The organism is Roseateles microcysteis, assembly GCF_036880965.1.
GTDB lineage: Bacteria > Pseudomonadota > Gammaproteobacteria > Burkholderiales > Burkholderiaceae_C > JAUASW01.
Map to the genome: position 1 here is coordinate 367056 of NZ_JBAJMV010000005.1, position 26534 is coordinate 393589.

Below are 26534 nucleotides of genomic sequence, written 5' to 3' on the forward strand. Positions count from 1 at the left end.
CGCTGGTCCCAAGTATAGGCGCTTGCTTAATTTGCCAGTGCTGGTGTAGGGCCGGGCAAGCCCTCATTTCGGGCATTCCAGTGACAAAGCAGACACAGAATCGGTCTCTTTGCGGGGTGACTTTTGGCCGGATCCGGACCTAGTCTGCAGCCCTGCTCAGGCGCGGAAAAGTGACGACATGGTCCACGCTTGCCCGTATGCCAATCCATTCGCCGAGCTGATGGTCGTGGTGCGAGGGCACATGGGCGAGCAACAGTTCGCCGCTGGCAAGCCTCAGTGTGTAAAGAAACTCGGCGCCCCGGAAAATCTTGCGTTCGATGCGGGCTTTCACGGGCGCATCGTCGTCGTGAACGATGTCGTCAGCCCGCAGCAGCAGCTCGCATTCGCCCTGGGGATAGGCGCTGGGCAGCGGGCATTCGGTGGCGTCGCTGAGCTCGCCCATCGGCGTCTGCACCAGCGGCCCGTTGGCACCTTCGATGATGCGGGCCGAGGTGAAGACGCCATGGCCGATGAAGTCGGCGACAAAGCGCGTGGTCGGGCGGTGGTAGACCGTGTAGGCCTCATCCCATTGCTCGAGCCGTCCCTGGTGCATCACGCCGACGACGTCGCCGACGGCAAAGGCCTCGGCCTGGTCATGCGTGACGAAGAGGGCGGTGGTGCCGCTCTCATGCAGGATGGCGCGCAGCTCCTGCGAGAGCTTCTCGCGCAGGTCCACGTCCAGACTGGAGAAAGGTTCGTCCAGCAGCAGCAGGCGCGGCGAGGGCGCCAGTGCGCGGGCCAGCGCCACGCGCTGCTGCTGGCCGCCTGAGAGCTGGTGCGGCGCACGCTTGGCCGCATGGGCCAGGCCGACCAGGTCGAGCACCTCGGCAATGCGCGCCTGGGCCACATCACGCTTCAGGTGGCGCAGGCCGAAGGCGATGTTGTCCGCCACGCTCAGGTGCGGGAACAGCGCATAGTCCTGGAACACCATGCCAACACGACGCTTCTCGGGCGGCTGGTGCAAACCGGTCTCGGCATCGGCCAGAGTTTCGCCGTCGATGGCGATGCGGCCGGCATGCAGCTTCTCCAGCCCGGCAATGGCGCGCAGGAGCGAGGTCTTGCCGCAGCCCGAAGGCCCGATCAGCACACCGATCTTGCCGGGCGCCAGGCCCAGGCTGACGCCATCCACCGCGGCACGGCTGGCAGCGGTGCCCGGGTAGCGGATGCCTACTTGGTCGAGAGCTAGAAACATGGGGCCATTATCGTCGGCGCCTAGAATGCGGATCGTTCGCATTTGGACCTTCACGGCCATTGGCCAGTTTTTCGGTCCGCCTTCCCCGCCTCGATGCCTCGTCCCTCGCTTCCCGTCTCACCGCTGTCCCTGGTCTCGCTGGTCTGCCTGCTGCTGGCTGTGCCGGTGCTGGGCGTGCTGGGTTCGTGGCTGGCCTGGGATGCCCAGGCGATCAGCATCCTGCAGCACCAGCTCACGACCGTCTTGCCCGAGTACGCGCGCAGCTCGCTGGTCCTGGCAGTGAGCGTGGGTCTGGGCGTGGCCGTGCTGGGCGGCGCAACGGCGGCGGCCGTGAGCCTGTTCGAGTTCCCGCTGCGCCGCTTCTTCGAGTGGGCACTGCTGCTACCGATGGCGATGCCGGCCTATGTGGCGGCCTACGCCTACACAGACTTCCTGCAGTACAGCGGTGCCCTGCAAATGGGGCTGCGCAAGGCATTCAATCTGCAAGGGGCCCTGTGGCCCGATGTGCGCAGCATGCCGGGGGCCATCGTGCTCTTCATCTTCTGCCTGTATCCCTACGTCTATCTGCTGACCCGAACCGCACTGAACGAGCGCGGCGTGGCCCTGATGGAGGCAGCGCGCTCGCTGGGCGCTGGCACCTTGCGGCGGGTGCGCGAGGTGGCCTTGCCTCTGGCCCGGCCGGCGCTGGCCGCTGGCGTGGCGCTGGCCCTGATGGAGACCCTGGCGGACTACGGCGTGGGCGCCTATTTCGGCCTGACGACGCTGACGACCGGTGTCTACAAGGCCTGGCTGGTCATGAACGACCGCCTGGCGGCCGCCCAGCTGGCTTCGGTGCTGCTCGGCGTCGTGCTGCTCCTGCTGTGGCTGGAGCGCCGGGCGCAGGCGCGGATGCGCTTTGCCAGCAGCCGCAGCGGTGCATTGCATGCCAATGAGGCGCGCCGCTTGCGCCTGCAAGGTCTGGCGGCTGCCGGCACATTCGCGCTGTGCGCGCTGCCCATCCTGATCGGCTTTGTGCTGCCGGTCGGCGTGTTGCTGGGCCTGCTGCGCGAAGAAGCCCTGCATGGCGAACTGGGCCTTCCGCTGGAACGCTTCTTCCAGTGGAGCCTGACCAGCCTTGAGCTCTCCGGCCTGGCCGCGCTGCTGACTGTCGGCCTGGCCCTGGTGCTGGCCTATGCCGCGCGCCAGCAGCAGGGTGCGGGCCGCCGCCAGCCCTGGCTGGCCTGGTCGATCCGCATCGTCGGCCTGGGCTATGCCGTGCCTGGCGCCGTGATCGCCGTGGGCATTCTGCTGCCCGTCGGCTGGCTGCAGATCCACTGGCCCGAGCTGGGCCTCACGCCATTGATGACCGGCAGCATTGCCGGCCTGATGTATGCCTACCTGGTGCGGTTCTCGGGCGTGGCCTTGCAGTCGGTCGAGTCCGGTTATGCGCGCATTTCCGGGCATGTGGACGAAAGCGCGCGCATGCTGGGCGCCTCGCGCTGGCGCCTGTTCATCGAGCTGCATGCGCCGCTGCTTGCCCGCTCCACGCTGGCCGCGGCCCTGCTGGTCTTTGTGGATGTGATGAAGGAGCTGCCAGCCACCCTGGTGCTGCGCCCCTTCAACAGTGACACGCTTGCCGTCGTCGCCTACCAGCTGGCCCGCGACGAGCGCCTGGGCGAAGCCGCCTTGCCTTCGCTGGCCATGGTGCTGGTGGGCCTGGCGCCGGTGCTCTTGCTGTCGCGCGCCATGCGCCGGTAGCCCGTCGGAGCTGCCCCTACAATCCGCTCCCTCTCTCCGTAGTTCAATGGATAGAACGGCCGCCTCCTAAGCGGCAGATACAGGTTCGATTCCTGTCGGAGGGACCATTTGCAAATATCATGATGTCGCTGGATGTCGCATAGCCGCCAAGTGAATTAAGCGCTTGGCGGCTTTTTCTTGTTTCATCGTCTCACGATGTCTCATTGCATCGCATGCAGGCAGGGGGAACATCAGGGGGAACAAACCGCAGTTCCTGACACCGAAAAGCAATCGTTCATGGTCGAGAACACCGCTGGCATTGATCCTCAGGTAATCGAGGCACTAATGGCCCGCGTGAAGGCCGGGCCGCTGGGCGATGCATACAACCGTGCCGAATTCATGGAGAAGCGAAAGGCGCTCATGAAATCCTTGTCCGACTACTTGGACAAGATGCGCAGGGGGGGCAGGTGATCGCCCTGAATACCGCCTGAGTCATCAGGCTATAGCGGGCCCGGCAACCGAGGCGACTGCGCGGATGCATGACAGCGTAACTGAGGGCGGCAGCGCAATGCAGACTTCATAGGGGTCGGCCGTCATTTGAGCGGCTGCGACTACTCCGGCAGGTGGAGCGTTGGCAATACGCCTTGACGCGCACCTTGGTGGACTCATAGTCTGCTATGCACATCGTTGCGGCATGGGCGACCGGCAGAACCAGCAGAGCTGCGGTCAGAAGAGCCAAACTGAAGTTTGAGCTCTTGGTCAGGGGCCCTTCAGTGGAAGACTCTGCCTTATGTACGAGAGCCGATGAACCGGACCAGGAAGAGCACGACGGCCACGACCAGCAAGAGATGGATGAATCCGCCCAGCGCCGTTAACTTGACGAGCCCCAGAAGCCAAAGGACAAGGAGGACGACGGCGATGGTCTCAAGCATGTTTCGGCTCCCTTCGGGTCGAAGACCGGCCAGCAGCCGCTGGCCAGTGCGTCGGTCACTTGCGGGTCGCGTCCTTGAGCACTTCCTTCACGTCGCCGACAGCCTTTTGCGTCTGACCTACCGCCTGCTTGCGAATGCCCTTGAGTTGCTGCTCGGTGCTGCCGATCACCTTGCCGGTGGTCTCCTGCACCTTGCCAGCTGCGTCCTTGAGCGTGCCCTTGACTTGGTCCTTGTTCATACATTCACCTTGGGTTGGATTTAGGTAGCTGCGCAGCGAACCGGCTGCGCGACGGTTCACACATTGCGGTAGGGCGTGCCGTAGAACTTGTGCAGGCCGCCCGCCCATGTCTCGTCCGACATCGAAGGCCAGTGATCTTTGTTGAAGCCCGGCGCGTCCTTCAGCGTGTCCTTGGGGACGTTTAGCGTGAAGCGCTTGTTGGTGGTGTCCAGGGCGAGTGCCGCCCAGGGCACTGCGAACAGCTTGTCTCCTAGGCCCAGCACGCCACCGAATGAGAGCACTGCGTAGGCAACCTTGCCCGAAGCCATATCGACCATGAATTCCTTGATGTCGCCCAAGCTCTCGCCGTCCTTGTTGTGGACGTCGTTGCCGAGCAAGGTGTTGGCGCCCATCAGCGCCGGACCGGGTCCGGTCGAGTTGTTGGCATACATGCCGTAGGTGTCGCGTGTGACGTAGCTGGATGTCATGGGATCTCCTGATGTCGGTAGGCGGGACTGATCGGCGACTGGCCAGCACGACGTGCTGCCTACTGGTCTTGGCTCAATCAGCTTCGAACTGGGCCCACACTATTCCCTGCCCTGCCTAAAGTCTGTGCGCCAACGAACGCTGCGCGATGAAGACCTCGGCCACCAATCTCGGCGCTGGCTGAGCAAGGCCGAATCCAAAGTCTGCCGTTCACTCCTGTCATTGAGCTCAGGTACCTTGAAGCGCCCCGCCGCGGGCTCATGCCTCGCCTGCGGCGCTCCGATCTACAACTTCAGTTGAGGAGGTAAGCGTCAGCTCCGCGTCTCGCAACTGGCCAGGGCTGGTGTCGTCGATGGGTCGATAGCGCCTGCTCAATGCTCTGCAGAGCTGCCGTTGACCAGCGCGGGGGTGTTGGGCCCCAAGCGTCGCAGGGACGTGGTGGCCGAGCGTCAGTTTCAAGGTATGCAGCGGTCAGCGCCGCTCAACTGTAGATCCCCTGCCTGCTGGCGGTAGCGCTTGATGGTTAGGGGAACGGATGGGGAATGCAACTTAATTCGGCCGTCGGAAATCCATTTAAATCAACGGAATAGTTGAATCTATCTATCCCTGTCGGAGAGACCAATAAAAAACCGGCCTCAGGGGCCGGTTTGAAGCAGCCAGGCGCGAAGCCTGGCCGACATCTTCTATTTCTTTACTGCTTCTGCTTGCGCTTGCGGCTGCTGGCGCCCAGGCCCAGCAGGGCAGCACCGATCAGGGCGATGCTGGTGGGTTCCGGAACGGCGCTGCCGCGGCCGGTGTCGCTGACGACCACATCATCAAAGCCGATGATGCCGGTGCCCGAGTCGGTCTCGAAGAAGAAGTTGATCGTTGCGGCTGCGCCCGTGGCGGTGAAGAAGGTCTGCGTCTGCGCAGGCGACAGCGTGTTGGCGACGGTGAAGATGCTGCCGCCATCGATCTGGTAACGGATCACGTTGCCGGCAGTCAGCACATTGGTGGCCGACCAGAACGAGAAGTCATAGATCGAGCCGGCGGTCGTTGCGATGGTTTGCGACAGGGTCGCGAAGCCGCTGTTGTCATAGCCGTAGACTGCCGCAGCGCCACTCTTGACGAAGTACGCTCCAGTGGTGCACAGGTCGGCGCCGGTGCAGGTCCAGCCGGTCAGGCCGCCTTCGAAGCCGCCATTGGTGACGAGGGTGGGGCTGGCTACTGCGGGCAGGCTCAGGGACAGTGCGGCAACGAGGCCGAGAATCTTGCTTTTGAACATGGACAACTCCGAAAAAGGATGTCCTCCATTCAGCAATTGCTGTGCCAGCCTCTGCTCAATCCGGACTTTCCTCAATGCCCATCGGAGTTCTCTCGCCACGGTGCTCTTGCCTTGGCTGGCCCGGAGCAGCAGCTTTGTAAGTGGCCTCGACACCCCCACCTGCGGGGTCGCCGTGAAATCCGTCACGAGTGGCGGATGGCCTCAGCGCCAGCGCCACAGCCAGATCAGGTCCACCGCGTTCTCGTCGCCGCTCTGTGCGCGCAAGGTGAAGCGCTGGGCAATGCGATAGACCAGTTGCCAGCTGCCGGTGGTGGCGTTGAGCCCGCGCTCATAGCCCACATACCAGCGGCGCGAGAGCTGCTTGCCCAGGCGCACCACGGTGCCGCGGGCGTCTTCGTCGTTCTGGGCCAGCGAGAGTTCATCAAGGCCGAGGTTTTTCATCAGTCGACCCGAGGGGCTATCGCCTTCGCCGCTCAGCAATGCCAGCGCTGCGCGTTGCAGCACCGCCGTGTCGGCACGGCCCAGGCCTTCGGGTGCGCGGCCGAGCAGCAGCCAGGAGAGCTTGTCGGTGTCGCTCATCTCCGGGTCGGCGTAGAGCTTGATGCGCGGCGACAGCGCGGTGCCGGTCACCGCCACGCCAACCGAGACATCGGTGTTGGGTCGCAGCGCCAGCACATCCAGGCGCGGGTTGTCGTAGGGGCCGACGAAGATCAGCTCGCCCTTGTCGATTTCCAGCTTCTGGCCGTAGGCGGCATAGGTGCCGCCGATGGTGCGCAGGCTGCCGGTGAGGCGCGTGCTTGCGTCTCGCTGAGCGAGCTTCAACTCGCCGGCCAGGCGGCTCTCGAAGCCGCGGCCGCGTATCTGCAGCTTGTCGCCAGCATCCAATGCGAGGTCGACGCGGACCCTGCGCGGCTTGGCCGGCGTGCTGGCGGCTGTTGCGCTGGCGGCTTGCTGAGGCCGGATCACCTGCACATCGGCATCGAGGCTCGGTGCATCGCCGCGCGAGAAATCGAACAACGCGCTGTCGACCTTGATGCGGCCGTCCAGCTCCAGCGATTGCTCGGCCAGGGCAAGCTGTGCTTCACCGGTGATCTGGGCACGACGGTCCACGCGGTTCAGGAGCGTCAGCCCCTCGGCCTTGACCTGCAGCTGCGCTTGCGGCTTCTCGCCCAGGGTGGCGTGGCCGCTGGCACTCATCGAACCTTCGGGGCCGCGGGCGCGCAAATGCACCAGCTCCGCGCGCTCGCCCGCCAGCTTCAGCAGGAACTCGGCATCGCGCACGTCCACACCCAGCAGCGGATTGCGCAGCGAGAGCTTCTGGCCCTCCGCCTGGCCGACGAACTGCGGCGCGCCCAGCGTGCCCGACATGGTCATGCCTGCCGTCAGCGCACCGCCAATGCGCCAGCCCGGCGGCACCCAGCGCCCCCATAGTCCGACGTTGGCCACATTGGCCTGCACCATGCCTTCAAGCCTTGACTGCGGGCCGGGCCACAGTGCCAGCGGATTTGCCTGCAAGTTGACGGAAGCGCCGAGCAGGCCGACGCTGCTGCCGCCGAAGGCCTGGTTCAGTTGCCATTGGCCATCGCGGGCCTGCAGCGCAACGCGCAAGGCGCTGAGGCCGAGCTGCTGAGGGCCGCGCTCATCGGTCACGCTCAGGTCGCCGCGCTCGCGCAAGAGCTCGATGTCGATTTCGACCCGCGGCGTGGTCTTGAGCTTGATCTGGCCACCGACGACCAGGTCGCCGCCCCAGCCGAACTCGGGCTGCCAGCGCTTGAGGAACGGCGCAACCGCCAGCGGCTCGAGATGAATCTCGGCGTTCAAGAGGCTCGGCTCCGTGTTCTGGCGAGCCGCTTGCCATTGACTCTGGCGCCAGCTCAGCGACGCGCCGCCGGCCTCGATGCGGCCAGGCTGAAGGTTCGCCGCGCTCAGGCCAGCGCTCAGGCCGCGATCAAAGGCGAGGTCGAAGCCAAGGGCGCCGCTGCTGGAAATCCAGGCTGGCTGCTCGCTGCGCGCCGGGCGCAAGACCAGCTCGCTGAACGAGCCTCGCCAGCGCAGCGGCTGCTCGCGGCCAATTTGCGGCAGGGCGTCGAAGCCGGCTTGCAGTGAGGTGCGTAATTTCGCTGCTAGCGACCCGTTCTCGCCGAGCAGGGATTGCAGAGTCGTCGTCAGCGCCAGCTGCGCGTCAATTTCCAGCTTGGCCTGATGGCTCGCCCAGCTTCCTTTGATGTCCAGCAGGCCACGGCCCAGCTTGTTGCCGGCGCCTTGGCCTGCGCCTTCCAGCAGCACTTGCAGGCCAAGCGGCGCTTCCAGCGTGTTGCCGGCTTGACCGTTCAAACTGAGCTTGGCGATGTGCCATTCGTCAGCGGAATTCCTGCTGCCAGACCAGACAAGATCGCGCCCCTGCAGCTCGCCGCTCACGGCGGTGGGCTGCAGTGCAGCATCGAGCGGCACCGTGACCTTGCCCTGCAGGCTGCCGCTCAAGCTGGCTTGGGGCCGCCACAGGCTCAGGAGCGGCGCGAAAGCGGCCAGCTTCCGGGCCTGGATGTCGAGTTGCGCTGCGGCGGGCTGGGCCCCCAGATGCAGCCTGTTCTCGCCGCTGGCGACGCTGGCCTGCAAGTGCGGCGCGGTGCCGGCTGTGGCTTGATAGTCGGCCTGGCCCTGCAACGGCTGACCTTGCAGGCGGCTGGGCAGCAACTGAAGCCTGGCGTTCCCAATGGGCCAGCGCTGCCTGGCGGGTGCTGCTTGCAGGTCGACCTGCGCCTCGGCGTTCAGGCCATGCTCGGCCCGTTGCCAGACCGAGCCCGCCTCGCCGGCCCAGAGCAGGCGAGGGTCGAAAGCCTGCAGCCTGGCGCTGCCCTTGGCACGCCAGTTGTCATTGAGCGTGATGTCGCCCTGGGCTTGCAGCTGCGAAGCGCCGGCCTGCAGGAGCAGCTCGGCCAGGTGGACTTGCTGGCGATTGCCTTCGGCCGTCAGGCGCAGCTGCAGCGGTGCCTTGTTGCCGGCCTCGAAGCGGCCTTCCAGATCCGCCTGCAGCTTCAGCGGCGCATCGAGCCCGCGGCCTTGCGCATGCACCGTGCCGGTCCAGCGCAGCGCCGCGAGCCGGCTGTCCAGCTCGGCACTGCGCAGCTCGCGGATGCGCGTTTCGACCTGCCATTTGCCATCGCTCCCATGGCTGCCTTGGGCGCTGATGCGGCCGGCGGCTGTCTGCCCGTTGCCAAGCTCCAGGTCCAGCGACTGCAAGAGCAATTGCTCGGGATGATCGGGAGATGCCTGCAGGCTCGCCTGCAGCGTGCGGATCGGCAATTGCCCGCGATCCCATCGGCCGCTCGATCCATTGGCCAGCTTGAGCTGCAACTGGGCCGGCTGCTTCCAGCCGCTGGACTTGAGTTCCGCCTGGCCGGTCAGCGAGCTGCGCGGCGCCTGACTGTAGAGCGCCTGCAGGTCAAGGCGCTCGACCTGGGCTTGCAGCGACGCGAGCGGCCAGGGCTCGAAGGGCAGCACCCTGGCCTGTGCCTGCAGCGACTGGCGTTCGGCCTGCAAGCTCAGCCGCGCGTCGATGGAGGCCAGCGTGCCGCCCAGTTGCAGCTTGGCATCCCACGGCCGGCCTGCCTTGCCATCGTCCTGCACGACGAGGCTGGCTTGCAGCGGCATGGGCGCGTCGGCGCCAATCTGCAGCTCGCCTTGCGCCTGCAGCCGGTCCCATTGCAGGCGTTCGAGCTTCACTCGGTGTTGACTGCCCAGGCTCAGGGCCATGCTGATCTGGCGCAGCGGCTGCTTCTCCAGGCCGGGCAACACCAGCTCGCCGATTTCCAGCTTGGCGATGTCTGCCTGCAGCGGTAGGCGCAGATCGAGCGGGGCTTGCAGAGGCTTGGCCTGCGGCTTGGGTGCGCCGAGGTAGACCGCGCGATCCGCTGCCAGGCTGGCAATCTGCAGGTGGGGCGCACGCCAGCCGAGGCTCAGGCCTTGCCAGCGCAGGTTCTCCAGCGCCAGGCTGTCGCCGCCGGGCAGCTCGATGCGCAGATGGCGCGCCGAGAAGCCGCCCAGCAAGCTGCCCTGCGCGGCCAGCAACTGCACGCCGGGCACGCGTGCGAGCAACCAGGCGCTTCCGCTTTCGGTGCTGATCAAGCCGTAGCCGCCCAGCAGTACGGCGATCAGCAGCGCGGGTATCGCCAGGCTGATGCCCAGCAGCCAACGCAGGCGGCGGCTCAACTTCATAGCGCAATCCCAACGCTGAAGTGGAGCCGCCAACGGCCGGTGGCCTGGCCGCGCGCGAGATCCAGTCGCAGGGGCCCCACCGGGCTGCGCCAACGCACGCCAGCACCCCAGCCCACAACGGGCTTCAAGTCGCCGAAGCGCTCCGCTGCCTGGCCCGCATCGACAAACACCGCACCCCAGACGCTGGGCAGGTCTTCGCTGACGGGGCGGGCCACTTCGACGCTACCGGTCCAGAGCGAACGCCCGCCCACGGCCAGGCCGTTCTTGATCGGGCCGAGGTCGTGATATGCATAGCCGCGCACCGACTCATCGCCACCGGCCCGGAACAGCAAGGTCTCGGGCAGGCCGACCGAATCGGCGGCGAAGACCTGGCCCAGTTCGGTGCGCGCATTGGCGTACCAATTGCCCAGCGGCTTGTACCAGGCCAGCTTCAGCAGCGAGCGGCCGAAAGGCCCGTTCTGGGCCACGCTGCTGTCGGCACGGCCAATGCCGAGTTCAAGCCGGGCGGTGTGGCCGTCGCTGGGCAGGAGGATGTTGTCGACGCGCCGCCGCGTCCAGTTGCCATTCACCGAGAAGGCGCCGCTGCGAATCTCGCCCAGCGCCGAGGTTTCGCGGGCCCGCGTGGCGTCGATGAAGACCAGGCGCTCGTCATCGGTGGTCTCGCGCAAACGCCCCAGGCGCAGGCTCAGGCTGTTGACGATCCTGTCGCCCGAGCGGTCTTGCGCGGCCCGCATCGCCGCCAGGTTGCGCTGCATATCGGGCTGTGGGTAGGACGAGACCTCCATGTCCGCCGCGCGCAGGTCGCGGCCCAGGTCGAGCTTGGTGCGGGCGCGCACCGGGAGGCCGAAAGGCTGGCGGTGCAGATGCTCCAGCGTGACACGCTGGCCGGTGTTGGCGTGGTAGCCGATGCCGGTCGTGGCCTGCTGACGTGGCGACTCGCGCAGCTTGATCAGCACCGGCGCGGCGGCCGCGAGTTCGGCATCGCGCTGAATGTCCACGGCCACCGCATCGAACAGCTGGGTCTTCTGCAGCCGCTCCTGGAACTCCAGCAGCGCTTTCTCGCTGTAGGCCTGGCCGGGCGCGAAACCGGCCAGCCGTGTCACGGCCTCGGCCGGATAGAACTCCAGGCCCTCGACGCGCAGCTCGCCGAGGTGGAAGAGGGGGCCGCTGTCGAGCTTGAGATCCAGGTCCACCGCCTGTTCGGCGGTGTGGACCTGGGCCTCGGTCGTGGCCCAGCGCGCCAGCGGATAGCCCTGGGCGCGAGCGCGCACCAGGGCTTCACTCTTGGCGGTGGACCAGCGCGTTTGCGTGAAGCGGTACTCGGCCTCGAGCGGCCAGTTCGACTGCAAGGCCTCGCGCAAGGGAGCGCCGGCAGCCGCAGCGATCTCGCCCTGGAAGGACCAGGTCAGGTGGCGCACGCGGCTGGGCGCGCCAGGGGTGACCTTGATGCGTATCAGCGGCTTGCTGCTGTCTCTGGCCTCAAGCAGGGCCTCGACCTGGGCGTCGAAGTAGCCGGCCGTTTCCAGCAGCGACCTGGCCTGGGCCGGCGCCAGCAGGCGCAGTCGGTCCAGCTCAACGCTGCTGGGCCGTTCGGCCTCGGGCGTGCGCTGGAAGCGGGCCAGGTCCAGGTGTTCTTCCAGAAGTTCGCGCAGATTGGCGGCCGGCGCTTCGATCTGCAGCTCGTAGGCCTGGACGAGAGGGGCCGCTTCGGCCTTGGCCGCAGGCCTGGTATCGGCTTCGCTGCGCAAGAGGGCGCAGCCGCCGAGACCGAGAGCCAGTGCGGCGCAGAGCAGGCGCAGTCCCGTCATTTGGACAGCAAACGCATGGCCCCTTCCAGGCCGGTCAGCGTGAGCGGAAACATGCGCTGGTGCATCAGTTGCTGCACGAGGGCGATGCTCTGGCGGTACTGCCACACGCCCTGCGGCTCCGGGTTGATCCAGGCGTACTTGGGGAAGGCATGCGTGAGGCGCTGCAGCCATTCGGCGCCGGCTTCCTCGTTGTTGTATTCCACGCTGCCTCCGGCCTGCAGGATTTCGTAGGGGCTCATGGTCGCATCGCCGACGAAGATCAGCTTGTAGTCACGGTTGTACTTGCGAATGATGTCCCAGGTCGGGAACTTCTCGGCGAAGCGGCGGCGGTTGTTCTTCCAGACGAAGTCGTAGACGCAGTTGTGGAAGTAATAGAACTCCAGGTGCTTGAACTCGCTCTTGACGGCCGAGAACAGCTCCTCGACGCGATGGATGTGCTCGTCCATCGTGCCGCCCACGTCCATCAAGAGCAGCACCTTCACCTTGTTGTGCCGCTCCGGGATCATGCGGATGTCCAGCATGCCGGCATTGGCCGCGGTCTTGTGGATGGTGTCGTCCAGGTCGAGCTCGAGCTCCGAGCCTTCGCGGGCAAAGCGCCGCAGGCGGCGCAAGGCCACCTTGATGTTGCGGGTGCCCAGCTCCAGCTGGTCGTCGTAGTCCTTGTAGCTGCGCTGGTCCCAGACCTTCACGGCGCTCTTGTTGCCACCCTTGCCGCCGATACGGATGCCCTGCGGGTTGTAGCCGCTGTTGCCGAAGGGGCTGGTGCCGCCCGTGCCTATCCAGCGGTTGCCGCCTTCGTGGCGCTCCTGCTGCTCTTCGAGACGCTTTTTAAGCGTCTCCATCAGCTCGTCCCAGCCCATCTTCTCGATGGCGGCCTTCTGCTCGGGCGTGAGGTTCAGCTCCAGGTGCTGCTTCAGCCATTCGGCCGGCAAGTCCTTGGAGAAGTCGGTCAGCAGCTCCACGCCCTTGAAGTAGGCGGAGAAGGCGCGGTCGAAGCGGTCGAAATGCGCCTCGTCCTTGACCAGGCAGGTGCGGGCGAGGAAATAGAAATCATCGACCGAAGGGCAGCCCTCGTCGCCGCCGATCACGCCCTTCTTCAGCGCTTCGATCAGGGTCAGGTATTCCTTGACCGAGACCGGCAGCTTGGCGGCGCGCAGCGTGAAGAAGAAGGGGATCAGCATGAGGCGGTTCTGGCTTGCGACCCACGGGGCCGCGTCGGCGATGTGCCGATTATGCAGAGCCCGGCCATGGCAGTGCCGCAGTTGCCTTTTCTTGCGAAGTGCGCAGGGCATTGACTGATTCATCGCGCCGCCAATGCGCCACCCAGCTCAGGGGTTAGCGGGCCCGTATTTCATTGATATATTTGACCCACTCGCCCCTGGCCGGTGTCTGAGCGCGCCGACGCGCGGCACCTCTGCCCAAGCCCCCATGACCCATCTGCTGACTTTGCTGTTGTCCCGTTTGCGTGCCTGGGTTCTTGCCGAGCCGGAAGATGTCAATGCGGGGGCTGCGATTGGCGCCTCGGGCGCCCGTACACGCTGGCCAGCCAGCCGTACCTGGGAGCGGCCGGATGCGCGGCCCAGCGGCAGTGCGATGACCACGGCGGACATCCAGCTCAGCGCGTTGCGGGTGACGCTGCTGGCCTGCGTGGTGCTCGCCGGGGTGGTGGGCCTGCACACGGCGGCGATGGCCCTGATTCGAGGCAAGCCCTGGGCCGTGGTGATCGTGCTGGTGGTGCTGACGCTGCTGGGCGCTGCGATCAAGCAGGCCAAGCGCCCGGGGCGTGCGGGCGCGTTGCTGTTGCTGGCGGCGGTGTATGCCGCCGCCCTTGCGATCACCATCTCGACCGGCACGCAGCCAGAGTTGTCGCGCCTGGGCTATGTGCTCAGCTACACCAGCCCGCTGGTCGCCGGCTTGCTGGTCAACTGGCGTCTCGGCCTGGGCTTGATGGCCTTCAATTCGCTGTTCTATCTGCTTGCGATATCGGGCTTCAACGCGCCCCAGCTTCCGCAGCAGGAAGTGCGTCTGCCGCAGTCCTTGTTCTATGTGCATACGGCCCTGTTCATGTTCTTCAACCTGTGCATGCCGCTGGCGGTGTTCCGCATGGTCGATGGCATGGGCAAGATCCAGGAGCGTCTGCGCACCTCGCGCCAACTCAGCGAGCAGGTCTTCCAGGCCGGCAGCGCGCCCACGCTGGTCTGCGGCCCCGATGACGAGGTGCTGCGTGCCAACAAGCCCTTCCTGCTGCTGTGCGGGGTCGATGACGAGAACGCGCTGCGGGGGTTGAGCCTGCAAGACCTGCTGAATGCACCGGCCGGCGAGGCACGTGCCTGGCGGCCGGAGGCGGGCCTGCGCTGGTGGCTGGATGCGGGCCACGGGCGATGCGAGGTCGAGTTGCGCTCCGCACACAGCATCGGCCGGCGCTTGCAGGCCTACGGCTTTGACGACGTGACCGAGCTGCGCCGGGTGCAGGCCCACCTGGCCGAATCGGTGCTCCGCGAGGCTCGGGCCACCTGGCACGATGCGCTGACCGGGCTGCCCAATCGAAGCCGTTGCATCCGCCAGCTCGATGCCCTTTGCGCGCAAGGGCCGGCCGGACCCGCGGTGGCGCTCCTGACACTGCGCATCAACAACCTGCGCCAGCTCAACGCGCGCTATGGCGTGAGCGCCTGCGATGATCTCCTGAAGTCCTTTGTGCGTGATTTACTGGCCAGCCTGCCCGCCGGTGCCGAGGTGGCCCGCGTGCGAGGCTCGGTGATCGCGCTGCAGATGCCGGTCTGCGAGGACGCGAGCGAGATGCTCACACAGATGCGCCGCCTTTGCGCCGCCTTGCCTGTCCAGGCGATGGCGGCCATGCAGCCGGTGGTGCTGGACCTGGTCTTCGGCCTGGTCGCCGTGCGGGAGCTGCTGAGCCGTCAGGCCGGGCCGATTGACGGGGCGGAGTTGCTGCGCTGCTGCGAACTCGCGCTCGACATGGGCCAGGACGCTCGCTGGCGCCAGGAGTTCCACGGCTTCGGTGTGTTTGACGCCACCACCGCGCTGGCCGTGCAGCGCGGCATGGCGATCGAAGCCGAACTGCCTCAGGCGCTCAGCGGCGGCCAGTTGCACCTGCTCTACCAGCCCAAGCTGCGGCCCGACGGCAGCCTGCTGGGCTTCGAGGCGCTGCTGCGCTGGACCAGCCCGGCGCTGGGCCCGGTACCGCCGGCCGAGTTCATTCCGGTGGCGGAGGCTTGCGGCCTCATTGGTGGCATCACCGATTGGGTGGCCGAGGCCGCCTGCGCGCAACTGGCCCTTTGGCAAGCGCGGGGCGGCAACGCGGCACGGGCCCATGTGGCCGTCAATCTGTCGGCGCATGACCTCGAGCGGCGCGACTTGTTCGAGATGCTGACCGGTGCACTGGCGCGCCATGGCGTGAAGGCCACGCAGCTGGAACTGGAAGTGACCGAATCGGCGCTGACCCGGCAGCCCGCACAGGCGCTGCAGCAACTGCAGCGTCTGCACGAGGCGGGATTCACGATCGCCATCGACGATTTCGGCACCGGCTATTCCTCGCTGGCCAAGCTGGTCGATCTGCCCATCGACGTGCTGAAGATCGATCGCTCCTTCCTGCATCAGCTGCCTGGCGATCTGCGCCGCGAACGGGTCGTGCGTTCGGTCGTGTCGCTGGCGCACAGCCTGCATCTGCGCGTGGTGGCCGAGGGTGTCGAGTCGGGCTCGCAGATGAGCTTCCTGCAGGCGCTCGGCGTCCATGGTCTGCAGGGCTATCTGTTTGGCCGCCCCGAGCTGCCCGGGCATTGGCAGGCACTGATGCAGCAGGGACGCATGCCCAGCGAGGCGGAGTTGGCACCTCTCGACCCGGCCTGATCTTGCAAACCGCTAGCGTTTGGCGGCGCCTTTGTCATGGCGCGCCAGCCAGGCGAAGAACTCACCGTACCAGAGCTGGCTGTTGCGCGGCTTCAGGATCCAGTGGTTCTCATCCGGGAACCACAGGAGCCGCGCATCGACGCCACGGGCCTTGAGCGTGTTGTAGTAGGCCAGGCCCTGGGCGTCGGGCACGCGGTAGTCCATTGCGCCATGGATCACCAGGGTTGGTGTCTTCATGTGCTGGGCAAAGGCATGCGGGCTTTGCGCCGCGATCTTGGCCGGGTCGTCCCAATACCAGGCACCGAGTTCCTTGGCGTGATAGGTGTAGGCGTCGTCGGCGAACATGGCCTGCCAGTCATAGCAGCCGGCGTGGCAGATGTAGGCCTGGTAGCGGCCCGGTTTCACGTGGCCGTTCATCCATGCCACCATGTAGCCGCCGTAGGAGCCGCCGGTGGCGAACACGCGCCGCTTGTCGGCCCAGGGCTTCTGCAGGAGCAGGTCGGTGGCGGCCTCGATGTCCTGCAGCTCCAACTCGCCCCAGCGGTGGGTGATCGAGTCCAGGAAGGCCTGGCCGAAGCTCGATGAGCCGTGATAGTTCACGCAGGCCACCACATAGCCTTGCGCGGCAAAGGCCTGGTGGTTCCAGCGCCAGTGCCAGCTGTCGCCAAAGGCGGTGTGCGGCCCGCCGTGAATCACGTGCATCAAGGGGTACTTGCGGCGAGCGTTGAAGCCGGGTGGGTAGACGAGCCACATCTGGACCTGATCGCCGTGTTTGCCATCGCTGTTGGCGCCCTTGAACCAGACTTCCTCCTCGCGGCCGAAGTCGATGCCGGCGAGCAGCTTGTCGTTGACAGTCTCGATGCGGCGCCACTGGGCGCCCAGGCCTTCCTCATCGCCCTCGACTTCCAGAACCGAGATGCGCGAAGGATGCTGAACGCCGTCGTGATTGACGACGAGGGTGCCGGCCTCCAGCCCGAAGCTGGCCGCATGGCCACCGCGGAACAGCACGAAGGCGGCGCAGCTCTTCACGTCGAAGCGCCAGAGGTGGCGCCGGCCGCGTTCCTCGGCGCAGAAGAGCAGGCCCAGGTCGTCTTCATCCCACAGGAGCGGTGCGCTGACTTCGTAGTCCCAGTCTTCCGACAGCACGGCCCAGTTGCCATGGGTGTCCAGCACGCCAAGCTGCCTGGGTGCCGTGTGCTTGAGGCCCTGGTGGCTGGCGAGGAAGGCCAGGTGCTGGCCGGCATGGCTGTAGGCGGGTGCGCTGAAGTCCCAGCCGTCTTCCTGCAGCAGCACGCGGGCCTCGCCACTGCGCACGTCCACCTCGGCGAGCGCCTGGCAGTTGTCGATGCGCTTCTCGGCCGCCGGATCGAAAGCGAAGACGATGCGCCTGCCGTCCGGCGAGATGTCGAAGCTCGTGGCATCCGGCTCGGTGCGGCTGAGCTCGAAGTCCGAGCCCTCGAACAGGTCGCGGGTCTTGCCGGTGGCGATGTCCAGCACATGCAGGCGCGCCACGCGGCCCATCGGAATGCTGTGGTCCCAGAAGCGGTACAGCGCCTCCGAGGTCACATAGCCGGTCGCCTTGCGTTCCTTGTGCGCCTGCACGGCCCTGGCCTGCGCCGCTGCACCCTTCAGGCCCGGCCAGACCCAGGAGATGAAGGCGATGCGCTTGCCGTCCGGAAACCATTTGAAGGCCTCGATACCGGTGGCGACCTGGCTGACGCGGCGCGCCTCGCCGCCGTCGGGCGCGATCACGTAGAGCTGCGGCTGCTCGTCCTTGACGCCTTGCTGCTCGCGCTTGGCGACGAAGGCGATCAGGTCGCCCTGGGGGCTCCACAGCGGCGCGCCGTCCTTCTCGCCGCAATGGGTCAGGGTGCGCATCTCGCCACCCAGCGTGGAGAGCAGGACCAGGCTGGACTGTCCCTGGTTCTTCTCCATGTCGTAGCGGCTGAGGCTGGCCACGGCTTGCGCGCCATCGGGTGAAAGGCTGGGCGCGCCGAGGCGTTCGAGCGCCCACAGTGCGTCGACGTCGAAGAGGGCCTTCTTGGCGGTCATTTTCAATCCCGGGGTTTACTCAGTTGCCACTGCAAGTGAGTCTTGATGGTCGGCCATTCGGCCGCCGTGATGCTGTAGACACAGGTGTCGCGCAGATTGCCGTCGGCCGTGCGCATGTGGTTGCGCAGGACGCCGTCCAGCTGCGCGCCCAGTCGCTCGATGGCGCGGCGGCTCTGGGTGTTCAGGCGGTGCGTCCGGAACTCTACGGCGATGCAGGCGAGCGTCTCGAAGGCATGCGTGAGCAGCATCAGCTTGCATTCGGTATTGAGGCCACTGCGCTGCACCCGCCGGGCATACCAGGTCGAGCCGATCTCGACGCGCAGGTGGGTGCTGTCGATATTCATGAAGGAGGTCATGCCGGCGACCTGGCCTTCTGCATCGAGCACGGTGAAAGGCAGCATGGAGCCGGCGGCATGCAGCGCGAGGCGCCGGGCGATCTCGGCTTCCATGCGCTCGGGCGTGGCCACGCTGGTGTACCAGAGCTGATGCAGCTCGCCGTCCGCCGATGCTTCCTTCAGCCCGGCCAGTTGATCCACCGCGAGCGGGACGAGGCTGGCATGGCGGCCGGTCAGCGTGACCGGTTTCAGGATGTCGCTGCCCATCAACGGTTGTTCCGCTGCATGAAGACCAGTTTCTCGAACAGGGTCAGGTCTTGTTCGTTCTTCAGCAGAGCGCCCACCAGGGGCGGGATGGCGACCTTGCCGTCGCCGGTGCCGCTCAGTTGCTCGACCGGGATGTCTTCGGCCAGCAGCAGCTTGAGCCAGTCCAGAAGCTCGGAGGTCGACGGCTTCTTCTTCAGGCCGGGCAGGTTGCGCACCTCATAGAAGTTCTTCAGCGCGGCGGCCAGCAGCTCGCCCTTGATGCCGGGGAAGTGCACATCCACGATGCTCTGCATCGTCGCTGCATCTGGGAACTTGATGTAGTGGAAGAAGCAGCGGCGCAGGAAGGCGTCGGGCAGTTCCTTCTCGTTGTTCGAGGTGATGAAGACCAGGGGGCGGTGCTTGGCCTTGACCATCTGGCGGGTCTCGTAGACATAGAACTCCATGCGGTCGAGTTCGCGCAGCAGGTCGTTGGGGAACTCGATGTCGGCCTTGTCGATCTCGTCGATCAGCAGTGCGACCGGCGTTTCCGACTCGAAGGCCTGCCACAGCGTGCCCTTGACGATGTAGTTGTGGATGTCGCGCACCCGCTCCGAGCCTTCGATGCCGGCCAGCTGGCTGTCGCGCAGCCGGCTCACGGCGTCATATTCATACAGGCCCTGCTGAGCCTTGGTGGTCGACTTGATATGCCACTGCAAGAGTGGCAGGCCCAGGGAGGCGGCCACTTCCTCGGCCAGCATGGTCTTGCCGGTGCCCGGTTCGCCCTTGACCAGCAGCGGCCTTTGCAGGGTGATGGCCGCGTTGACCGCCAGCATCAGGTCGGCGGTGGCGATGTACTGGTCTGAGCCTGCAAATTTCATGGTGTAGATCAAGGGCAACGTGGGCTTCGATCCAGTATACGGGTCACCCTATAATGCCGGCCGGACGTATGCAAGAGACACTCGGGACCATGAAAAAACTGCTGCAGATTTCTTTCGCCGCCTTGGCAATCATTGGCGCCGTCGCACAGGCTCAAGCTCAGGACGTGGCCCTTGGCGAGAAGAAGGTGGCCATGTGCATTGGCTGCCACGGCATTCCTGGCTATCAGGCCAGCTTCCCCGAGATCCACAAGGTGCCGATGATTGCCGGCCAGGGCGCCAAGTACATCAGCGCCGCGCTGACCGCCTACGCCAAGGGCGAGCGCAAGCACCCGACCATGGGTGGCATTGCCAAGACCCTGAGCGAGGCCGACATCGCCGACATCTCGGCCTACTACGAACAGCAAGCCAAGGCCCCGGCCGTGGCAGAGGCCGCGCCGGCTGCTCCTGGTGACGTGGCCAAGCTGCTGGAAAAGGGCGCCTGCATTTCCTGCCACGGCGCCAACTTCAGCAAGCCCATCGATGGCGCCTATCCGAAGCTGGCCGGCCAGCACGCCGACTATCTTTATGTGGCCCTGAAGGCCTACCAGGTCGAAGGCAACCCGCAGGTCGGCCGTGGCAACGCCATCATGGCCGGCCAGGTCAAGCAGTTCAGCCAAGCTGAACTGAAGAGCATGGCCAAGTACATCGCCTCGCTGCCAGGCGAGCTGCGCACGGTCTCTCAGCCCCGCATGCGCTGAAAGAAGCACCTGCTCAAGTGTGAAAAAGCCGCCAACAGGCGGCTTTTTTGCGTTTGATCAATGGGTCGGCACATCAGTGACCGGTAATACTCGCCAACTCGTTGGGGACCTGTTGGCCGATGGCCGCGCGTGATGCTCAAAAGAATTCCAACCAAGCAGGTCAGGCTAGGCATGTTCATCCAGGCGCTCGACGGGCCCTGGCTGTCGCACCCTTTCTGGAAAACCAAGTTCTTGCTGGTCGAGGCCGCGGACCTGGAAGCCCTGCAGCGAAGCCAGGTGGCGGCGGTCTGGATCGACGATGCAAAGGGCCTGGAGGTGGAGGACGCACCTGTCGGCAGCCCGGCGCAGCCCGCCCACGCTGTGCAGGCCGTGGCTGAGCCAGCGCCCGCCATGGCGCCCTCACAGATGGCCAGGCCTGCCCGGGTGGCCGCTGGCGCCGAGATCGACCGCGCTGCCGCCTTGGTCAATCGCTCGCGCCAGCAGGTGATGAACCTCTTTGGTGAGGCGCGACTGGGCAAGGCGGTGGACGCCGAGCAATGCCTGCCCCTGGTCGAGGATGTGGCCAATTCCCTGGCCCGCAACCCCTCGGCCCTGATCAGCCTGGCCCGGCTCAAGACCAAGGACGACTACACCTATCTGCATTCGGTGGCGGTCTGTGCGCTGATGGTGTCGCTGTCGCGCCAGCTTGGTCTGGACGAAGCCCAGACCCGCGAAGCCGGCTTGGCCGGCCTGCTGCACGATGTGGGCAAGATGATGATGCCCACCGAGGTGCTCAACAAGCCGGGGCAGCTGACCGACGCCGAGTTCGCTGTGATGCGCTCGCATCCGATGCGCGGCTATGAGGCGCTGAAGGAGGGCAGCGCGGTGCCTGAAGCGGCGCTCGAGGTCTGCCTGCACCACCACGAAAAAATGGACGGCAGCGGCTATCCGCACCAGCAGTCGGGCGAGCAGATCAGCCTGCTCTCGCGCATGGGCGCCGTCTGCGACGTCTATGACGCCATCACTTCCAACCGGCCCTACAAGAGTGCCTGGGACGCGGCCGGCTCCTTGCAGCGGATGGCGCAGTGGCAGGGGCATTTCGATCCGCGCATCTTCCAGGCCTTCGTCAAATGCGTTGGCATCTATCCCGTGGGCACGCTGGTGAAGCTCCATTCGGGGCGGCTGGGCGTGGTGGTAGACCAGCATGCCGCCAACCTGGTGGCACCCACCGTCAAGGTCTTCTTCTCGACGAAGTCGCAGATGCCCATCCCGGTCGAGCTGCTGGACCTCTCCAGCAGCAACGACCGCATCGTCGGCCGCGAGGTGCCTGCCGACTGGGGATTCAAGAACCTCGATGAGTTCTGGACTCAGCCGGACAAGCGCTGAACAGCACTGAAGGCTCAAGCTGGACCGGCTTTGTCCCTTTCAACAGTGCTTTGGGACTGGACTGGCGGGTCAATACTGGCGGGGACTGAATTTCCGCCCGCCGTTTTGCCCGCCGTTTTGCCCGCCATCGCGCCCGCTTTCCCATGAACTCGCCTTCCCTTGTCCGCCTGGCCGTCCTGCCCCTGCTGCTCGCGCTGTCGGCCTGCGGCGGCGGTGGAGGCGGGGGCGGCGACAGTGGCAATGGCGGTGGCGGCACGACGCCGACCACCCCGATCACATTGAGCGGCATCGCAGCCGTGGGTGCGCCCTTGGGCAATGCGCAGGTCACGGTGCTTGATGCCTCGGGTACTTCCATCGGGACGGCCACCACGCATCCCTCGGAGGGCAGTTACAGCATCACCTTGACGAAGGCACCAACCGCGCCCTTGCTGCTGCAGGCGCGAGGCCTGGACGCGGCCGGCAATCTGCAGCTCCTGCATTCAACGGTCAGCTCATCCGCGACCACCATGGTGGCCCACATCACGCCGCTGAGCGACGCCATCGTTGGCCTTTCACTGGGGGCAGAGCCGCGTGCGCAGTTCACGACGCCCACCGCCGCCAATCTCGCCAACCTGAGCCTGGCGGCCAGCGCGCAGACCTTTCTGAAGACGCTGATCAAGAACCAGCTGACCGACTTGAAGGTCACCGACCCCACCACGCTCAACCTGCTGACCGACAGCAGCTTTGCCGCCAACAAGGGGGCGCACGACCTCCTCATCGAAAGCCTCAAGCTCGGCTATTCGCGCAACAGCAAGGGCGTGGAGCAACTGCTGATCAGCAACAAGCTGCTGCCGACCAACGCCATCGAGGTGCAGGTCGACCTGCCCACGGCCAGGACCGAGCTGGCCAAGACCACGGGCAGCACGCCTGCCACCGCCATCGTCTCGACCTTGAAGGTCGCCAGCAGCGCTGCGACCACGCTGGGCAATATTGGCACGCTGGACGATCTCGGTGCGGCGCTGAACCGGCTGATTGCGCAAGGGCCTTCTGCGGCCACCATTGCTGCAGACCCGCTGCTTTCTCTCTATGTGAGCCATGACAGCCGCGTGGCTGCAGATCTCGCGGCAAAGCTGGCCGGCTATGCCAGCGCTAATCGGCAGCTGGGGCGCTTCCTGATCACCGGCTGTGCCGACGACCAGCTGGCCAGCGGCGATTGCAAGAAGGTGCTTGTGGCTGCGCCGGTCAGCGACACGACGGGCGCCGTGGGCGAGCTCTTCGCCGACGCGGTGAGCTACAAGGCCACGCCCGCCACCGGCATGACCAAGTGGAGCCTGGTGGGCAATGGCCGCAAGCGCGAGCTGGCGCTGTTTCCCTTGCACTGGTTGGCGCTGGAGCCCGACGGCACCGCCAGCACGAGCGTCACGCCCAACCCTTCGGCCGGCGTACAGGTGCTGGTGCAGGGGCAAGACCTGGCATCGCCGCCGGCACAACTGCAAGCCTCGGCCACGGTGCAGACGCCGGGCGGCTACAGCATCCCGCTGGCCTACTGCAGCCGGCCCTATCTCTGCGTGACGAGCACGCCGGGCGCCACCAGCGCCACGGCCACCGGCGGGCTGGCCGACCATGCCTTGCTGGCTTCATCGCTGGGTTGGATCGGTTCGATGGATGCGCTGCGCGGCGCCAAGTACCAGTTCACGATGACCATAGGCACGGCGCCGGAGACCAAGGCGGTCTATCTGCGCGCCGAGGTGCCCCTGGAGGCGCCCGCGCTGGCGCGCTTTCCCAGCCTCTCGGTCGCGAGCAGCAGCAGCGCCTTCCTTGCGTCCACCGCGCTGGCTGGCTTCACCGCCGACTGGACCGCCTGGGCGACTGCGAACCCGGACCTGCGCCTGGTCAGCCTGCGTGCCGTGTTCAACGGCAGCGGTGGCGCGCAGCGAATAGCGGAATATCCCTTGCCGGCCCTGGCCGTCACCAAGCTGACCCTGCCTGCGCCGCCGCTGGGCTTTGCTGCCACGCGGATCGAGTATTGGCTGACTGCGCAGGACAACCAGGGGCGGCGCCTGTTCACGCGCTATCTGCCCAAGTTCTGAGGGATGGCTTGGCGGAAACGGTGAGATTCGAACTCACGGAGGGGATAAACCCTCGGCGGTTTTCAAGACCGCTGCCTTAAACCACTCGGCCACGTTTCCAGGAGAGGGCCGCATTCTAGCCGCCCGGCGCCTGGGCCTGGTGGCAGGCCACCTGGATGATTTCGGGCGCAGTGCCGTCGTCGTGCAAACGGGCCGCGGTCAGCGCGCCACCCCAGACGCAGCCGGTGTCGAGCGCGAGCAGGTCGGGCCGTTGCATCAGGCCCAGCGTGGACCAATGGCCGAAGGCCACGGGCTGCCCGGCCGTGCGGCGACCGGGCACATCGAACCAGGGCAGGAAGCCCTCGGGCGCGCTGCCGGCGCCATCCTTGGTCTCGAAATCCATGCGGCCATCCGCCGTACAGAAGCGCAGGCGCGTCAGCACGTTGACGATGAAACGCAGCCGGGCGATGCCGTTCAGGCCTGCGTCCCATTGCGCTGGTTCGTTGCCATACATCTGCTGCAGGAACTCGGGCAGGTCCGGCCCGCGAAGCAAGGCCTCGACCTCGCCGGCCAGGCCGATCGTCTGGGCCGCGTCCCATTGCGGCACCACGCCGGCGTGCAGCATCAGCCAGCCATGGGCCTGGATGGCCATGCGCTGCTGGCGCAGCCAGCCGAGCAGCGCCTCGCGGTCCGGCGCATCGAGGATCTCGTGCAGCGTGTCCTTGCGATGCGGCTTGCGCACACCCTGGGCGGCGGCCAGCAGATGCAGGTCGTGGTTGCCCAGGAGGCAGTTGGCCGCGTCGCCCAGGCCCTGGAGCCGGCGCAGGGTGGCGAGGGAGGCTGGCCCCCGGTTCACCAGGTCGCCCAGCAGATAGAGCCTGTCGCGCGAGGGCGAGAAGTCGATTCTCTGGAGCAGGCGCTCTAAAGCGTCGCAACAGCCCTGCAGGTCGCCGATCATGTAGTTCATGGCCGGGATTGTGCTGTCGGATTCGCAACACGCATCTGCTACTCTTGCCGGCTCTCAAAACCGACCGCGCCTTACTGGGGTAAACCCTGGCGCCCTCAATGGATACCGCGCTCGTTCTCTTTCTGATCCTGCTCAACGGCTTGTTTGCCATGTCGGAGATGGCCCTGACGGCCGCACGCAAGGCGCGGCTGCAGGTGATGGTGGAAAGCGGCGAGTCCGGTGCGCAGGCCGCCATGGACCTGCACGAGAACCCGACCAAGTTTCTGTCCACCGTGCAGATAGGCATCACCTCCATCGGCGTGCTGAACGGCATCGTCGGTGATGCGGCCTTTTCGGCGCCGCTGGCCGCCTGGCTGACCGGCACCTTCCATCTGCATGAGCAGGCCACGCAGCTGGTCTCAACCGCCCTGGTGGTGGTGATCATCACGGTGCTGACCATCATCTTTGGCGAACTGGTGCCCAAGCGCATCGGCCAGATCTATCCCGAGACTGTGGCCCGCCTGGTGGCGCCACCGATGAACGGCCTCTCGCTGGCCGCCCGTCCGCTGGTCAAGATGCTGAGCTTCTTCACCGAAACCACGCTTGGCCTCTTGGGCTTGCGTGGCAAGGCCTTGCGCAGCGTCACCGAAGAAGAGATTGCCGCCAGCCTGGAAGAGGGGCGAGACGCCGGCGTGATCGAGGAGCATGAGCACCAGATGGTGCGCAACGTGTTCCGCCTGGACGAGCGCCAGATCGGCTCGATGATGATTCCGCGCGCCGAAATCGCCTGGCTCGATGTCGATGCGTCGGCCGAGGACGTGCTGGCCGTGCTGCGCGAGCATGGCTACAGCCGCTATCCGGTTTGCCGCGGCGGGCTCACCGACGTGCTGGGCGTCACTTCGGCACAAGGCCTTTTGCAGCGTTCACTGGGTGGCGAGCCGCTGGCGCTGGGCGAGGGACTGGTGGCGCCGGTATTCGTGCCGGAGACGCTCTCCGGCATGGAACTCCTTGAACATTTCCGCGCATCAGACGCACCCCTGGTCTTTGTCGTCGACGAATACGGCGAAGTGCAGGGCGTGATCTCGGTGCGCGATGTGCTTGAAGCGATTGCTGGCGAATTCAATGCGCCCAGCGATGGCGAAGCCTGGGCGGTGCAACGCGCGGACGGGAGCTGGCTGATCGACGGCCTGATCCCGGTTCCCGAGCTGAAGGACCGCCTGGAGCTGAAGGAACTGCCCGAAGAAGACCGTGGTCGCTACAACACCCTGGCCGGCATGATCATGCTGCTGCTGGGGCGTCTGCCGCGCACGGCCGATGTGGTGGAGTGGAACGCGTGGAGATTCGAGGTCGTGGACCTCGATGGCAAGCGTGTGGACAAGGTGCTGGTCAGCCGACTGGCGAATGATGGAGATAAAGAATGAGCAACCCCCCGATGTACGGCAACCTGGTGCCACTGGACCGTGAAGTCCACAAGAAGCTGCGCCTGAAGACCGAGACCATGACTGTCAAGCGCGTCGAGAAGATGAACTCGCTGTTCGTCGCCGCAGTCGAGTTCGCTGAAGCCTGCAAGGAATACCCGATCGTGTTCGTGCGCGTCGGCGAAGTGCCGACCGACGGCTCCCGTCAGGCCGTGGCCTCGCTGGCCGTGCTGGGCCTGAAGTCCGGCAGCAACTGCTTCGTCAAGGACGGCATGTGGACCGGCAACTACGCACCTGCCTACCTGCGCCGCTATCCGTTCGCGATGGTCCGCATCGAAGAGGGCAGCGACCAGATGGCCATGTGCTTCGACGCGGAATGGGAAGGTTTCTCCGAGACGGAAGGCACCGAGCTGTTCCAGGCCGATGGCCAGCCGACCGAGTTCCTGAGCAATGCCAAGAGCTTTGTCGAGAACTTCGAGCGCGAAACCGAGCGCACCCGCCAGGCCTGCGATGAGCTGGTCGCGATGGACCTGCTGCAGGACATGCGCTTCGAAGCCACGCTGCCCAATGGCGAGAAGCTCGATGTCGAAGGCTTCATGGCCATCGACGAAGAGAAGCTCGGCAAGCTCGGCGATGCCGACATCCTCAAGCTGCACCGCACCGGCCTGATCTCGCTGATCGAGCTGCACCGTGTGTCGATGACCAATATGCCGCGTCTGGCCGGTCTGGAAGGCGTGGCCACCCAGGCCTGAGCCTGACTCGCCGCTCGACGAGCA

The 26534-nt window shown here is 66.0% G+C and carries 20 protein-coding genes and 2 tRNA genes; 9 read left to right on the forward strand and 13 right to left on the reverse strand.

Annotated features, from left to right (window positions below; genetic code table 11):
- Nucleotides 1-139 precede the first annotated feature (139 nt).
- Entirely contained in the window at nucleotides 140-1231 is a 1092-nt protein-coding gene (locus V3596_RS15985; protein ID WP_334278785.1) for an ABC transporter ATP-binding protein, read from the reverse strand.
- 93 nt (nucleotides 1232-1324) lie between these two features.
- Between V3596_RS15985 and V3596_RS15990 the strand changes: the two genes are divergently transcribed.
- The 3 genes from V3596_RS15990 (at nucleotide 1325) to V3596_RS16000 (ending at nucleotide 3418) form a co-directional block, all read left to right on the forward strand.
- Nucleotides 1325-2968, forward strand: coding sequence for an ABC transporter permease (locus V3596_RS15990; RefSeq protein ID WP_334278786.1), 1644 nt, complete (start codon nucleotides 1325-1327; stop codon nucleotides 2966-2968).
- A gap of 32 nt (nucleotides 2969-3000) precedes the next feature.
- A tRNA-Arg gene (locus tag V3596_RS15995) sits at nucleotides 3001-3075 on the forward strand.
- Between the two features lie 169 nt (nucleotides 3076-3244).
- Nucleotides 3245-3418 carry a hypothetical protein gene (locus V3596_RS16000; RefSeq protein ID WP_334278787.1) on the forward strand — a complete coding sequence of 58 codons (174 nt, stop codon included), beginning with the start codon at nucleotides 3245-3247 and terminating at the stop codon, nucleotides 3416-3418.
- A 317-nt stretch (nucleotides 3419-3735) separates the two neighbouring features.
- On the opposite strand, the gene V3596_RS16005 is transcribed toward V3596_RS16000, so the two are convergent.
- From V3596_RS16005 to V3596_RS16035, 7 genes are all read right to left on the reverse strand, one after another.
- Nucleotides 3736-3879 carry a lmo0937 family membrane protein gene (locus V3596_RS16005; RefSeq protein ID WP_334278788.1) on the reverse strand — a complete coding sequence of 48 codons (144 nt, stop codon included), beginning with the start codon at nucleotides 3877-3879 and terminating at the stop codon, nucleotides 3736-3738.
- A 55-nt stretch (nucleotides 3880-3934) separates the two neighbouring features.
- Complete coding sequence (locus V3596_RS16010) at nucleotides 3935-4117, reverse strand: CsbD family protein (protein WP_334278789.1); 183 nt, start codon at nucleotides 4115-4117, stop codon at nucleotides 3935-3937.
- A 56-nt stretch (nucleotides 4118-4173) separates the two neighbouring features.
- Entirely contained in the window at nucleotides 4174-4584 is a 411-nt protein-coding gene (locus V3596_RS16015; RefSeq protein WP_334278790.1) for a PRC-barrel domain-containing protein, read from the reverse strand.
- A gap of 689 nt (nucleotides 4585-5273) precedes the next feature.
- Nucleotides 5274-5846 carry a PEP-CTERM sorting domain-containing protein gene (locus V3596_RS16020; protein WP_334278791.1) on the reverse strand — a complete coding sequence of 191 codons (573 nt, stop codon included), beginning with the start codon at nucleotides 5844-5846 and terminating at the stop codon, nucleotides 5274-5276.
- A 201-nt stretch (nucleotides 5847-6047) separates the two neighbouring features.
- Nucleotides 6048-10061, reverse strand: coding sequence for a translocation/assembly module TamB domain-containing protein (locus tag V3596_RS16025; RefSeq protein ID WP_334278792.1), 4014 nt, complete (start codon nucleotides 10059-10061; stop codon nucleotides 6048-6050).
- Nucleotides 10058-11869, reverse strand: a complete 1812-nt coding sequence (locus V3596_RS16030; protein WP_334278793.1) for an autotransporter assembly complex protein TamA — start codon at nucleotides 11867-11869, stop codon at nucleotides 10058-10060. Before V3596_RS16030 ends, V3596_RS16025 begins: the two co-directional genes overlap by 4 nt.
- Nucleotides 11866-13050 (reverse strand): vWA domain-containing protein, encoded by a 1185-nt coding sequence (locus tag V3596_RS16035; protein ID WP_334278794.1) that lies wholly within the window; start codon nucleotides 13048-13050, stop codon nucleotides 11866-11868. The genes V3596_RS16030 and V3596_RS16035 overlap by 4 nt, the downstream gene beginning before the upstream one ends.
- Before the next feature lie 247 nt (nucleotides 13051-13297).
- Here V3596_RS16035 and V3596_RS16040 point away from each other — a divergent pair, with 247 nt between their 5' ends.
- Nucleotides 13298-15733 (forward strand): putative bifunctional diguanylate cyclase/phosphodiesterase, encoded by a 2436-nt coding sequence (locus tag V3596_RS16040; protein ID WP_334278795.1) that lies wholly within the window; start codon nucleotides 13298-13300, stop codon nucleotides 15731-15733.
- A gap of 12 nt (nucleotides 15734-15745) precedes the next feature.
- On the opposite strand, the gene V3596_RS16045 is transcribed toward V3596_RS16040, so the two are convergent.
- The 3 genes from V3596_RS16045 to V3596_RS16055 are packed head-to-tail and all read right to left on the reverse strand — an operon-like array spanning nucleotide 15746 to nucleotide 19244.
- Entirely contained in the window at nucleotides 15746-17785 is a 2040-nt protein-coding gene (locus V3596_RS16045; protein ID WP_334278796.1) for a S9 family peptidase, read from the reverse strand.
- 2 nt (nucleotides 17786-17787) lie between these two features.
- Nucleotides 17788-18387, reverse strand: a complete 600-nt coding sequence (locus V3596_RS16050) for a GNAT family N-acetyltransferase (protein WP_334278797.1) — start codon at nucleotides 18385-18387, stop codon at nucleotides 17788-17790.
- Nucleotides 18387-19244, reverse strand: coding sequence for an AAA family ATPase (locus V3596_RS16055; RefSeq protein WP_334278798.1), 858 nt, complete (start codon nucleotides 19242-19244; stop codon nucleotides 18387-18389). The genes V3596_RS16050 and V3596_RS16055 overlap by 1 nt, the downstream gene beginning before the upstream one ends.
- A gap of 89 nt (nucleotides 19245-19333) precedes the next feature.
- Here V3596_RS16055 and V3596_RS16060 point away from each other — a divergent pair, with 89 nt between their 5' ends.
- The 3 genes from V3596_RS16060 to V3596_RS16070 all read left to right on the forward strand — a co-directional run bounded on the left by V3596_RS16060 (nucleotide 19334) and on the right by V3596_RS16070 (nucleotide 23415).
- A complete protein-coding gene (locus V3596_RS16060; RefSeq protein ID WP_334278799.1) occupies nucleotides 19334-19981 on the forward strand; it encodes a c-type cytochrome in 648 nt (215 codons plus the stop codon).
- Nucleotides 19982-20113: 132 nt separating this feature from the next.
- On the forward strand, nucleotides 20114-21346 hold the full coding sequence (locus tag V3596_RS16065) for an HD-GYP domain-containing protein (protein ID WP_334278800.1): 1233 nt from the start codon (nucleotides 20114-20116) through the stop codon (nucleotides 21344-21346).
- Between the two features lie 143 nt (nucleotides 21347-21489).
- Complete coding sequence (locus tag V3596_RS16070; RefSeq protein WP_334278801.1) at nucleotides 21490-23415, forward strand: Ig-like domain-containing protein; 1926 nt, start codon at nucleotides 21490-21492, stop codon at nucleotides 23413-23415.
- A 9-nt stretch (nucleotides 23416-23424) separates the two neighbouring features.
- Here V3596_RS16070 and V3596_RS16075 read toward each other — a convergent pair.
- A tRNA-Ser gene (locus V3596_RS16075) sits at nucleotides 23425-23514 on the reverse strand.
- Nucleotides 23515-23530: 16 nt separating this feature from the next.
- A complete protein-coding gene (locus V3596_RS16080; protein WP_334278802.1) occupies nucleotides 23531-24361 on the reverse strand; it encodes a symmetrical bis(5'-nucleosyl)-tetraphosphatase in 831 nt (276 codons plus the stop codon).
- Between the two features lie 98 nt (nucleotides 24362-24459).
- Between V3596_RS16080 and V3596_RS16085 the strand changes: the two genes are divergently transcribed.
- Nucleotides 24460-25761, forward strand: coding sequence for a hemolysin family protein (locus tag V3596_RS16085; protein WP_334278804.1), 1302 nt, complete (start codon nucleotides 24460-24462; stop codon nucleotides 25759-25761).
- Complete coding sequence (locus V3596_RS16090) at nucleotides 25758-26510, forward strand: SapC family protein (protein WP_334278805.1); 753 nt, start codon at nucleotides 25758-25760, stop codon at nucleotides 26508-26510. Before V3596_RS16085 ends, V3596_RS16090 begins: the two co-directional genes overlap by 4 nt.
- The last annotated feature ends 24 nt before the right edge of the window (nucleotides 26511-26534 follow it).